The sequence below is a fragment of the Pseudomonas sp. P7779 genome (assembly GCF_013386315.1).
In the GTDB taxonomy this organism is placed as follows: domain Bacteria; phylum Pseudomonadota; class Gammaproteobacteria; order Pseudomonadales; family Pseudomonadaceae; genus Aquipseudomonas.
Window position 1 is genome coordinate 78,370 of the sequence record NZ_JACARZ010000017.1, and the last position, 12,145, is coordinate 90,514.

The window sequence follows — 12,145 nt, forward strand, 5'->3', positions numbered from 1 at the left end:
GCGGGTGAGCTACTGTAGTAGCTCGGCTTTTCTGGCGGAGGGCGTCTGTCTAGAGCGGTCGGCCGTCGTGACTCTTTGGTCAGCGGCGGCATTATACATAGGTCGCTATGCTTACGCCGAGCCTTCATACAAAAGGTGTGTCGTCCATTGGTCTAAAGGTCGCAGGCAGCGGGTTGCGCCTAAAGTCGCATGATGTGCTCAAGATTGGCGCTTTTCCCTTTGCTTTCAAGCTTGTAGGCCGCTAAATGTGCTGTTTTCGACGCAAATGTGCAGGGCCTGAGGTTTCAGTCCTCATTTATCTGGAGTAGGCTCGAACGCAGCCAGATGTTCAATCCATAGATGGAGTTCAGCATGGGATACAAGAAGATTCAGGTTCCGGCAGTCGGCGACAAAATCACCGTCAATGCAGACCATTCTCTCAATGTTCCTGACAACCCGATCATCCCCTTCATCGAGGGTGACGGTATTGGCGTCGACATCAGCCCGGTGATGATCAAGGTGGTCGATGCAGCTGTTAACAAGGCTTATGGCGGCAAGCGCAAAATCTCCTGGATGGAGGTGTATGCCGGCGAAAAGGCCACCCAGGTTTACGACCAGGACACCTGGCTGCCCCAGGAAACCCTGGATGCGGTCAAGGACTACGTGGTTTCCATCAAGGGCCCGCTGACCACCCCAGTCGGTGGCGGTATCCGTTCGCTGAACGTGGCCCTGCGCCAACAGCTCGACCTTTATGTGTGCCTGCGCCCGGTGCGCTGGTTCGAAGGCGTGCCAAGCCCGGTCAAGAAGCCAGGCGATGTGGACATGACCATCTTCCGCGAGAACTCCGAGGATATTTACGCCGGCATCGAGTGGAAAGCCGGCTCCCCGGAAGCGATCAAGGTCATCAAGTTCCTGAAGGAAGAGATGGGCGTCACCAAGATCCGTTTCGACCAGAACTGCGGGATCGGCATCAAGCCGGTGTCCCTGGAAGGCACCAAGCGCCTGGCGCGCAAGGCCTTGCAGTATGTCGTGGATAACGACCGCGACTCGCTGACCATTGTGCACAAAGGCAACATCATGAAGTTCACCGAAGGTGCCTTCAAGGAATGGGCCTACGAAGTGGCGGCCGAAGAGTTCGGCGCGACCCTGTTGGATGGCGGCCCGTGGATGCAATTCAAGAACCCGCGCACCGGCAAGAATGTGGTGGTCAAGGACGCCATTGCCGACGCCATGCTCCAGCAGATCCTGCTGCGCCCGGCCGAATACGACGTGATCGCCACCCTTAACCTTAACGGTGACTATCTGTCCGACGCCCTGGCGGCGGAAGTGGGCGGTATCGGTATTGCGCCGGGCGCCAACCTGTCCGACACCGTGGCGATGTTCGAAGCCACCCACGGTACTGCGCCGAAGTATGCCGGCAAGGACCAGGTCAACCCGGGTTCGTTGATCCTGTCGGCGGAAATGATGTTGCGCCACATGGGCTGGACCGAAGCGGCCGACCTGATCATCAAGGGCACCAACGGCGCAATTTCGGCCAAGACCGTGACCTATGACTTCCACCGCTTGATGGACGGCGCCAAGTTGCTGTCGTCGTCGGCGTTCGGGGATGCGCTGATTTCGCATATGTAAGCTGATACAGGGGCGTAAAAAAACCGGCCTTATGGGCCGGTTTTTTTTAGAGCGTTTGCTCAGTGGCTGATCAGGCCAGTTGTCTTTTTGATTTTTGAGCGACGCCCTCTTTGGGGGTAGTGGCGCTGACTGGAGCGCTGATATTCACTGCGTGCAAGCCCTTGGGTCCCTGAATGATGTCGAAGGAAACCGGTTGCCCTGCCTTTAGTGTCTTGTAGCCATCCATTTGGATAGCCGAGTAATGCGCAAATAGGTCGTCAGTCTTGCCGTCTTCGTTGATGAAGCCGTAACCCTTGGCATTGTTGAACCACTTGACCTTACCGCTCGCCATGCCCATATCCCTCTGCACCAGACTCCATCACTGGAGTATCATCCAGTTTATCCGTCCTAACCCGAATAAATAAGGTTGACTGCGCGGACCTTTTTTACCCACTGTGGGTTCTATTGGTTGTAACACTGATTTGCCGATAGTCAAGGCGACCAGTCGGTCAGAGTTGAAATTCTGACAGGTCGCCCCCACCACTGTATTTGAACCACTGACGAACCTTTCTTTCCATGCATGCAATCAGCCAGATTCGACTAACATTCAATCAGGATCGCCCGGATCATCAAGAAGACGACGACGGTTCTGCAGGCATTGCTGTCCAGGAGGCCAAGCCTGCTTTACAGGCGCCGCCGATGTACAAGGTGGTTTTGTTCAATGATGACTACACACCGATGGATTTCGTCGTCGAAGTACTCGAGGTGTTTTTTAACCTGAACCGCGAGTTGGCGACCAAGGTAATGCTGGCCGTTCACACAGAAGGACGGGCAGTATGTGGAGTGTTTACCCGCGACATCGCCGAGACAAAGGCCATGCAGGTCAACCAGTACGCCAGGGAAAGCCAGCATCCGCTACTCTGTGAAATCGAGAAGGACGGTTAACTCCGACCACTTGGGTATGAGGTGAAGCTATGTTAAACCGCGAGCTCGAAGTCACCCTCAATCTTGCCTTCAAGGAGGCCCGTTCGAAGCGTCATGAATTCATGACCGTCGAACACCTGCTGCTGGCACTTTTGGATAACGAAGCTGCCGCCACCGTACTGCGTGCGTGTGGTGCCAATCTCGACAAACTCAAGCATGACCTGCAGGAGTTTATCGACTCCACCACGCCGTTGATCCCCGTTCATGACGAGGACCGCGAGACCCAGCCAACCCTGGGCTTCCAGCGGGTACTGCAGCGTGCCGTTTTCCACGTACAGAGCTCCGGCAAGCGCGAAGTCACAGGGGCCAATGTGCTCGTGGCGATCTTCAGCGAGCAGGAAAGCCAGGCTGTGTTCCTGCTCAAGCAGCAAAGCGTTGCCCGTATTGATGTCGTCAACTACATCGCCCATGGCATTTCCAAGGTGCCGGGGCATGGCGATCACTCGGAAGGTGAGCAGGATATGCAGGATGACGAGGGCGGTGAGTCTTCTTCTTCGAGCAACCCGCTGGACGCTTATGCCAGCAACCTCAACGAACTGGCGCGCCAGGGGCGGATCGATCCGCTGGTGGGGCGTGAGCTGGAAGTTGAGCGCGTGGCGCAGATCCTGGCGCGTCGCCGCAAGAACAACCCGTTGTTGGTCGGTGAGGCAGGCGTGGGTAAAACCGCGATTGCCGAAGGCCTGGCCAAACGCATTGTTGATAACCAGGTGCCCGACCTGCTGGCCAACAGCGTCGTCTACTCCCTTGACCTGGGCGCATTGCTCGCCGGGACCAAGTACCGTGGCGATTTCGAGAAGCGCTTCAAGGCGTTGCTCGGCGAGCTGAAAAAACGCCCGCAGGCGATCCTGTTCATTGACGAAATCCACACCATCATCGGTGCCGGTGCGGCTTCCGGTGGCGTGATGGATGCGTCGAACCTGCTCAAGCCGCTGCTGTCTTCGGGCGATATCCGTTGCATCGGTTCGACCACGTTCCAGGAATTCCGCGGGATCTTCGAAAAAGACCGCGCCCTGGCGCGCCGCTTCCAGAAAGTGGATGTGTCCGAGCCTTCGGTAGAAGATACCATTGGCATCCTGCGCGGGCTCAAGGGGCGCTTTGAAGCGCACCATGGCATCGAGTACACCGATGAGGCGCTGCGTGCAGCCGCCGAGCTGGCATCGCGCTACATCAATGACCGGCACATGCCGGACAAGGCCATCGACGTGATCGACGAGGCGGGTGCCTACCAGCGCCTGCAGCCGGTAGAGAAGCGTGTGAAACGCATCGACGTGCCTCAGGTCGAGGATATCGTGGCGAAGATCGCGCGGATTCCGCCAAAACACGTCAACACCTCCGATCGGGAGCTGCTGCGTAACCTGGAGCGCGACCTCAAGCTGACCGTGTTTGGTCAGGATGCGGCGATCGACTCGCTGTCCACCGCGATCAAGCTGTCCCGCGCTGGCCTCAAGTCGCCGGACAAGCCGGTCGGTTCGTTCCTGTTCGCCGGGCCTACCGGCGTCGGCAAGACCGAAGCGGCGCGGCAATTGGCCAAGGCCATGGGGATCGAGCTGGTGCGTTTCGACATGTCCGAGTACATGGAGCGTCACACCGTGTCGCGCCTGATCGGTGCGCCTCCGGGCTATGTCGGCTTCGACCAGGGCGGCCTGTTGACCGAGGCGATCACCAAGCAGCCACATTGCGTACTGCTGCTCGATGAAATCGAGAAGGCGCACCCGGAAGTCTTCAACCTGCTGTTGCAGGTCATGGACCACGGCACCCTGACCGACAACAACGGGCGCAAGGCGGACTTCCGCAACGTGATCGTGATCATGACCACCAACGCCGGTGCCGAAACAGCCGCGCGGGCTTCCATTGGCTTTACTCATCAGGATCACTCTTCCGACGCCATGGAAGTGATCAAGAAGAGTTTCACGCCGGAATTCCGCAACCGCCTGGACACCATCATCCAGTTTGGTCGCCTCAGCCATGAGGTCATCAAAAGCGTTGTGGACAAGTTCCTCACCGAGCTCCAGGCGCAGTTGGAAGACAAGCGCGTGCAGCTGGAAGTCTCGGACGCGGCGCGCAACTGGCTGGCGGAAGGTGGCTACGACGCGGCAATGGGCGCTCGGCCAATGGCTCGCCTGATCCAGGACAAGATCAAGCGCCCACTGGCGGAAGAGATCCTGTTCGGCGAACTGGCAGACCATGGTGGCGTGGTGCATATCGATCTGAAGGACGGCGAGTTGACCTTCGACTTCGAAACCACGGCTGAAATGGCCTGATAGCTGACGCAACAAAACAAAAAGGCGCCGAGAGGCGCCTTTTTGCTGTCTTGAAACCGATGCAGATCAAATGTGGGAGCGGGCTTGCTCGCGAATGCGGTGTGCCAGTCGACACAATCAGTGACTGATACGCCGCATTCGCGAGCAAGCCCGCTCCCACAAGGGATTTCTGGTTTCAGGTAAATAGCGCACACACAAAAACGCCCGGCATAACCGGGCGTTTTGTATTGACTTGATTAACGGGCGCGGTAAGTGATGCGCCCTTTGCTCAGGTCATAGGGCGTCAGTTCGACGCGCACTTTGTCACCGGTAAGAATACGAATGTAGTTCTTGCGCATCTTGCCGGAGATATGCGCGGTTACGACGTGCCCATTTTCCAACTCCACACGAAACATGGTGTTGGGCAGGGTGTCGACGACAGTGCCTTCCATTTCGAAGCTGTCTTCTTTCGACATGCAGTAAAGCCCTCGGTATCCAGTGAATGGCCCGGTGCAACTGCGCCAGGCAAAAGCGGCGTGCATTGTGCCCGAAAAAGGGTGTTTAAGCCAAGAGGTTCTAGTTCAGCGTGACCCATCTTTGGTTAATTAGCAGTTCAATGGGCCGATATTGGGTCTTGTAGTTCATCTTTTTGCAGTTTTTGATCCAGTATCCGAGGTACACCGCCTCCAATTCCAGGCGCAAGGCTTCACCGATCTGCCACAGGATCGCAAAGCGTCCCAGGCTGCGCCGTTCCTCGGCGGGCTCATAAAAGGTGTAGACCGCCGACAGGCCATTGGGCAGCAGGTCAGTCACGGCGACCGCCACCAGTCGTCCCTCCAGCCGAAACTCATAGAAGCGCGAGAAGGGCAGGTCGCGCACCAGGAAGGTGGAAAACTGGTCGCGGCTGGGCGGGAACATGTCGCCGTCGGCGTGGCGCTGTTCGATGTAGCGTTGGTAAAGGTCGAAATATTCTTCGCTGAAGCCGGGTTTGGTGGCGGTGACGGTCAGGTCGGCGTTGCGCTTCAGGATGCGTTTCTGGTTGCGGTCCGGAAGGAACTGCGCCACCGGGATGCGCGCCGGTACGCAGGCGTTGCAGTTCTGGCAGTGCGGCCGGTAAAGGTGGTCGCCGCTGCGCCGGAAGCCCATTTCCGACAAATCGGCATACACATGCACGTCCATCGGCTGGCTGGGGTCGAGGAACAGCGTGGTGGCCTGCTCATCGGGCAGATAGCTGCATGAGTGGGGTTGAGTGGCATAAAACTTCAAACGCGCCAACTCGGTCATGATCAACCCTCGGATAAGCTTTGAAATAAGTGTAAGCCAGGTGTGGGGAAGTCGCCTAGGAAACCCACGGAGCAGAGCTGGTTTGGTCCAAATGGTCGCGCAGGTAGTTGGCGAAGTCGCTGCGGGGAATGGCGCGGGCGCCGAGGCTGTGCAGGTGATCGGTGGGCATCTGGCAGTCGATCAGCACAAAGCCCCAGGCCTGTAGTTGCCGAACCAGGGTGGCGAAGCCGTATTTCGAGGCGTTGTCGGCGCGACTGAACATGGACTCGCCGAAAAACAACTGGCCCATCGCCAGGCCGTACAGGCCGCCCACCAGTTCGCCCGCGTCCCACACCTCCACCGAATGCGCATAACCGCGCTGGTGCAGTTGCAGGTAGGCGTTCTGCATGGCTTCGGTGATCCAGGTGCCATCGGCATAACTGCGCGGCGCCGCGCACGCCTGGATGACCGCAGCGAAGTCCTGGTCGAAGGTCACTGTGTAACGCTGCTGGCGCAACAATTTGCCGAGGCTGCGGGAAACGTGCAGCTCATCGGGGAACAGTACGGTGCGCGGGTCGGGCGACCACCAGAGGATGGGCTGGCCTTCCGAGAACCAGGGAAAACAGCCGTGACGGTAGGCCTGGATCAGGCGGTCGGCCGACAGGTCGCCACCGGCCGCGAGCAGGCCATTGGGTTCGCGCATGGCCTTGGCCAGCGGTGGGAAGGTCAGGGTGTTGCGTTGTAACCAGGTCAGCATGGCATCCAGGCTTACGGAAGGGGAGGGCGGAAACGGCGATGTTGTCCGTTGCAAGAGCTGTGATTATTGTCGACGAAACGCTCTGGGGCTACCCCGAACATGGGATCGGTGCAGATAAGCATGAACGGGTGTTTCTGCAACTCTATGCCGGGGGCGTGGTCGTAATCGCGTACGTCGGTCGGCAAGCTAGCCTGGATTGGCAAAAACAGCTCATAAGCCTTTGTCAGTAAAGACAATGCATGCTCAAATTGAACGTTATGAAATTGAACATTGGCTATGCTGTGTAACGTAGGGCCAAGTGCGTGGCATCGCGCACACAAACCCGTACAATGCGGCCATTGGGGCGTTATCGCCGTTTCATGAATCAGTAGCAGGGTGTTAAAAGTAGCTCCACTGGCACTCGTTCATTTTTTACCTGCCCGGATTGGGCAGTGTTTTGCAGTCATTCAACAGATGGACGCGCTAAAGGCGCAGGAAAAGACCCGTTTTGAAGAAATCCGCCGCAACACCTAAAGCCGCAGTCGTGCCCGCCTGGCGCCAGCACCTGCACTACCGACTCAAGGAAGGTGCACTAATCGCCATCGGCGCGCTGTGCCTGTTCCTGATGATGGCCTTGCTCACCTATGGCAAGGACGATCCAGGCTGGAGCCACAACAGCAAGATCGAAGACGTGCAGAACTTCGGTGGTCCGGCCGGCTCCTACAGCGCCGACATCCTGTTCATGGTGCTGGGTTACTTCGCTTACATCTTCCCGTTGCTGCTGGCCATCAAGACCTGGCAGATCTTCCGCCAGCGTCACGAGCCGTGGCAATGGAGCGGCTGGCTGTTCTCCTGGCGCCTGATCGGCCTGGTGTTCCTGGTGTTGTCCGGCGCGGCCCTGGCCCATATCCATTTCCATGCACCTACCGGTCTGCCGGCCGGTGCCGGCGGCGCTCTGGGCGAAAGCCTCGGCGACCTGGCCCGCAGGACCCTGAACATCCAGGGCAGCACCCTGATGTTTATTGCGCTGTTCCTGTTCGGCCTCACCGTGTTTACCGACCTGTCCTGGTTCAAGGTCATGGACGTGACCGGCAAGATCACCCTCGACCTGCTCGAACTGTTCCAGGGCGCCGCGAATCGCTGGTGGTCGGCCCGGGTGGACCGCAAACGCATGGTTGCGCAACTGCGCGAGGTGGATACCCGCGTCAACGAGGTGGTAGCCCCGAGCACGCCGGACCGGCGTGAGCAGGCCAAGGTCAAGGAACGCCTGATCGAACGCGAGCAGGCCCTGACCAAGCACATGTCGGACCGCGAGAAGCAAGTGCCGCCGGTGATTGCCCCTGCGCCGCCGAAGGCCCCCGAGCCAAGCCACCGCGTGCAGAAAGAGAAACAGGCGCCGTTGTTTGTCGACAGCGCCGTGGAAGGCACCTTGCCGCCGATCTCGATTCTTGATCCTGCGGAAAAGAAACAGCTCAATTACTCCCCTGAATCCCTGGCGGCCGTCGGCCACCTGCTGGAAATCAAGCTCAAGGAATTCGGCGTCGAAGTCTCGGTGGATTCGATCCACCCGGGCCCGGTGATTACCCGCTACGAAATCCAGCCGGCTGCCGGCGTCAAGGTCAGCCGCATTTCCAACCTGGCCAAGGATCTGGCGCGTTCGCTGGCCGTGACCAGCGTGCGGGTGGTGGAAGTGATTCCGGGCAAGACCACCGTCGGTATCGAGATTCCCAACGAAGACCGGCAGATCGTGCGCTTCTCCGAAGTGCTGTCGACCCCGGAATACGACAACTTCAAGTCGCCGGTCACCCTGGCCCTGGGCCACGACATCGGCGGCAAGCCGGTGATCACCGACCTGGCGAAAATGCCTCACTTGCTGGTTGCCGGTACCACCGGTTCCGGTAAGTCGGTGGGTGTGAACGCGATGATCCTGTCGATCCTGTTCAAGTCGGGCCCGGATGACGCCAAGCTGATCATGATCGACCCGAAAATGCTTGAGCTGTCCATCTACGAAGGCATTCCGCACTTGCTGTGCCCGGTGGTGACCGACATGAAGGATGCGGCGAACGCCCTGCGCTGGAGCGTTGCCGAGATGGAACGGCGCTACAAGCTGATGGCGAAGATGGGCGTGCGTAACCTGTCGGGCTTCAACGCCAAGGTCAAGGAAGCCCAGGACGCCGGCACGCCGCTGACCGACCCGTTGTACAAGCGTGAAAGCATCCACGACGAAGCGCCGCTGTTGACCAAATTGCCGACCATCGTGGTGGTGGTCGACGAATTTGCCGACATGATGATGATCGTCGGCAAGAAGGTCGAAGAGCTGATCGCCCGTATCGCCCAGAAGGCGCGGGCCGCCGGGATCCACTTGATCCTCGCGACCCAGCGTCCGTCGGTGGACGTGATCACCGGCCTGATCAAGGCCAACATCCCGACCCGCATGGCGTTCCAGGTGTCGAGCAAGATCGATTCCCGGACCATCATCGACCAGGGCGGCGCCGAGCAACTGCTGGGCCACGGTGACATGCTCTACATGCCGCCGGGCACCAGTTTGCCGATCCGTGTCCACGGCGCGTTCGTCTCCGACGATGAGGTGCACCGTGTGGTGGAAGCCTGGAAGCTGCGTGGCGCCCCGGAATACAACGACGACATCCTCGCCGGCGTCGAAGAGGCCGGCAGCGGCTTCGACGGTGGCAGCGGCGGTGGCGACGATGATGCCGAGACCGATGCTCTCTACGACGAAGCGGTGCAGTTCGTGCTTGAAAGCCGCCGCGCCTCGATCTCCGCCGTACAGCGCAAGCTGAAGATTGGCTACAACCGCGCTGCCCGCATGATCGAAGCCATGGAAATGGCCGGCGTGGTCACCTCGATGAACACCAACGGCTCGCGCGAAGTGATTGCGCCAGCGCAGATGCGTGACTGATTACGTGCCGCGTGGCAACACGCGGCACGCCTTGCAACCGAATCTAAGAGGACTCCCATGCGTCTTATCCGCATGCTGTTGTTGCCTGCATTGGCCCTGACTGCTGTTTCGGCTCATGCTGACCCGGCTTCCGTCGCCAGCCTGAAAAACCTGTTGGACAAATCCCAGACCCTGACCGCGCGCTTCTCCCAGCTCACGCTGGATGCCGGTGGCACCCAGTTGCAGGAAACCGCCGGCGAGATGGCTGTACAGCGTCCAGGGCTGTTCTACTGGCACACAGAAGGCAAGGCCGAGCAGACCATCGTCTCTGACGGCCAAAAAGTCACCCTGTGGGACCCGGACCTGGAGCAGGCGACCATCAAGAAGCTCGACCCGCGCCTGAACCAGACGCCAGCGCTGTTGCTGTCGGGCGATGTGTCGAAGATCAACGACAGCTTCGACATTACCTCCAAGCAGACCAGCAACGTGATTGAATTCACCCTTAAGCCGAAATCCAAGGACACGCTCTTTGACACGCTGTCCCTGTCGTTTGGCAACGGCGTGATCAACAACATGCGTCTGATTGACAGCGTCGGCCAGCGCACCGATATCCTGTTCTCCGGGGTCAAGGCCAACCAGCCGGTACCGGCATCCAAGTTCAAGTTCGACATCCCGAAGGGTGCCGACGTGATCCAGGAATAAACTGCCCAGAGGTTTCAAACGCTGCCCATGGACCTGTTTCGAAGTGACCCGATTGCTCAGCCTCTGGCGGCGCGCCTGCGCTCGACCAACCTGGACGAGTACGTCGGGCAGGAACACCTGCTCGCCCGCGGCAAGCCTTTGCGCGAGGCCCTTGAGCAGGGTGCGCTGCACTCGATGATTTTCTGGGGGCCGCCGGGCGTGGGTAAAACCACCCTGGCGCGGCTCCTGGCAAAAGTCTCGGATGCACACTTTGAGACGGTCTCGGCGGTGCTGGCCGGGGTCAAGGAGATCCGCCAGGCGGTGGAAGTCGCCAAGCAGCAGGCCGGGCAGTACGGCAAGCGCACCATCCTGTTCGTCGACGAAGTGCATCGCTTCAACAAGTCGCAGCAGGATGCGTTCTTGCCGTATGTCGAAGACGGCACGCTGATCTTTATTGGTGCCACCACCGAAAACCCGTCTTTTGAACTGAACAATGCCTTGCTGTCCCGGGCGCGTGTCTATGTGCTCAAGAGCCTCGACGAAGCCGCGATGCAGAAGCTCTTGCAGCGTGCGCTGAACGAAGACAAGGGCCTGGGCAAGCGCCAGTTGAGTGTCAGTGAGGAAGGCTTCAAGATCCTGCTGACTGCTGCGGATGGCGACGGTCGACGTTTTCTCAATCTGCTGGAAAACGCTTCCGACCTGGCCGAGGATGGCAGCGAAATCGGCGTCGACTTGCTGCAGAGCCTGTTGGGCGACACCCGCCGGCGTTTCGACAAGGGCGGCGAAGCGTTCTACGACCAGATTTCCGCGTTGCACAAGTCTGTGCGCGGCTCAAACCCAGACGGCGCGCTGTACTGGTTTGCGCGGATGATCGACGGCGGTTGCGACCCGCTGTACCTGGCCCGGCGCGTGGTGCGCATGGCCAGTGAAGATATCGGCAATGCCGACCCGCGTGCGCTGAGCCTGTGCCTGGCCGCCTGGGAAGTGCAGGAACGCCTGGGCAGCCCGGAAGGCGAGTTGGCGGTGGCCCAGGCCATCACCTATCTGGCCTGCGCACCGAAGAGCAACGCGGTGTACATGGGCTTCAAGTCCGCCCTGCGTGCTGCCGCCGAGCATGGTTCCCTGGAAGTGCCGCTGCACTTGCGCAATGCGCCGACCAAGCTGATGAAGCAACTCGGCTACGGCGATGAATACCGCTACGCCCACGATGAGCCGGACGCCTATGCGGCTGGCGAAGATTACTTCCCGGATGACCTTGAGCCGCAGCCGTTCTACCAGCCGGTGCCCCGTGGCCTGGAGCTGAAGATCGGCGAAAAGCTCAATCACCTTGCCCAACTTGACCGGCTCAGTCCGAAACAGCGGAGAAAGTAGTGCTCAGAACGATTCTTGCCGTGTCCGTGGCCGGCATCGCTGGTACATTATTGCGTTTCGCCACCAGCACCTGGGTCAGCGCCAATTGGCCGAAGCATTTTTATGCGGCGACCCTGGCGGTCAACCTGGTGGGCTGTTTGATCATCGGCTTGTTGTACGGGTGGTTTCTGCTTCGCCCGGAAGTGCCGATTGAGATTCGTGCCGGCTTGATTGTCGGTTTTGTAGGCGGTCTGACGACCTTTTCATCCTTTTCACTGGACACGCTACGCCTGCTGGAAAGCGGGCAGGCACCGGTCGCCTTCGGGTACCTGGCCGTCAGCGTGTTCGGCGGGCTGCTCGCCACCTGGGCTGGCCTGTCCTTGACCAAACTTTGATAAACGAGAGACC

General features: G+C 59.4%; 11 protein-coding genes. 7 read left to right on the top strand and 4 right to left on the bottom strand.

Translation table 11 applies throughout. The annotated features are described in order from the left end of the window. Window positions 1–351: 351 nt before the first annotated feature. Window positions 352–1,608 (top strand): NADP-dependent isocitrate dehydrogenase, encoded by a 1,257-nt coding sequence (gene icd / locus HX869_RS05920; protein ID WP_003219599.1) that lies wholly within the window; start codon window positions 352–354, stop codon window positions 1,606–1,608. 70 nt (window positions 1,609–1,678) lie between these two features. Here icd and cspD read toward each other — a convergent pair whose 3' ends face one another. After that, window positions 1,679–1,939, bottom strand: coding sequence for a cold shock domain-containing protein CspD (cspD, locus tag HX869_RS05925; RefSeq protein ID WP_178902861.1), 261 nt, complete (start codon window positions 1,937–1,939; stop codon window positions 1,679–1,681). 224 nt (window positions 1,940–2,163) lie between these two features. Here cspD and clpS point away from each other — a divergent pair, with 224 nt between their 5' ends. Next, on the top strand, window positions 2,164–2,532 hold the full coding sequence (gene clpS, locus HX869_RS05930) for an ATP-dependent Clp protease adapter ClpS (protein ID WP_003219604.1): 369 nt from the start codon (window positions 2,164–2,166) through the stop codon (window positions 2,530–2,532). 29 nt (window positions 2,533–2,561) lie between these two features. Beyond that, window positions 2,562–4,832 carry an ATP-dependent Clp protease ATP-binding subunit ClpA gene (clpA, locus tag HX869_RS05935; protein WP_003219606.1) on the top strand — a complete coding sequence of 757 codons (2,271 nt, stop codon included), beginning with the start codon at window positions 2,562–2,564 and terminating at the stop codon, window positions 4,830–4,832. Window positions 4,833–5,068: 236 nt separating this feature from the next. Here the strand turns inward: clpA and infA are convergent, their stop codons facing one another. From infA to aat, 3 genes are all read right to left on the bottom strand, one after another. Beyond that, window positions 5,069–5,287, bottom strand: a complete 219-nt coding sequence (gene infA / locus HX869_RS05940; protein ID WP_002553999.1) for a translation initiation factor IF-1 — start codon at window positions 5,285–5,287, stop codon at window positions 5,069–5,071. A gap of 100 nt (window positions 5,288–5,387) precedes the next feature. After that, window positions 5,388–6,095: an arginyltransferase gene (locus HX869_RS05945; RefSeq protein ID WP_003219609.1), complete on the bottom strand. Its 708-nt coding sequence runs from the start codon at window positions 6,093–6,095 to the stop codon at window positions 5,388–5,390. Between the two features lie 55 nt (window positions 6,096–6,150). Then, entirely contained in the window at window positions 6,151–6,831 is a 681-nt protein-coding gene (gene aat, locus HX869_RS05950; RefSeq protein WP_003219611.1) for a leucyl/phenylalanyl-tRNA--protein transferase, read from the bottom strand. Between the two features lie 487 nt (window positions 6,832–7,318). On the opposite strand from aat, the gene ftsK reads away from it, so the two are divergent. From ftsK to crcB, 4 genes are read left to right on the top strand one after another with little or no spacing between them, the layout of a single operon-like run. Beyond that, complete coding sequence (ftsK, locus tag HX869_RS05955) at window positions 7,319–9,727, top strand: DNA translocase FtsK (RefSeq protein ID WP_003219614.1); 2,409 nt, start codon at window positions 7,319–7,321, stop codon at window positions 9,725–9,727. A 57-nt stretch (window positions 9,728–9,784) separates the two neighbouring features. After that, a complete protein-coding gene (gene lolA, locus HX869_RS05960) occupies window positions 9,785–10,408 on the top strand; it encodes an outer membrane lipoprotein chaperone LolA (protein WP_003219615.1) in 624 nt (207 codons plus the stop codon). 27 nt (window positions 10,409–10,435) lie between these two features. Further along, window positions 10,436–11,758, top strand: a complete 1,323-nt coding sequence (locus HX869_RS05965; protein WP_003219616.1) for a replication-associated recombination protein A — start codon at window positions 10,436–10,438, stop codon at window positions 11,756–11,758. Further along, window positions 11,758–12,132 (top strand): fluoride efflux transporter CrcB, encoded by a 375-nt coding sequence (gene crcB / locus HX869_RS05970; protein ID WP_003219617.1) that lies wholly within the window; start codon window positions 11,758–11,760, stop codon window positions 12,130–12,132. Before HX869_RS05965 ends, crcB begins: the two co-directional genes overlap by 1 nt. The last annotated feature ends 13 nt before the right edge of the window (window positions 12,133–12,145 follow it).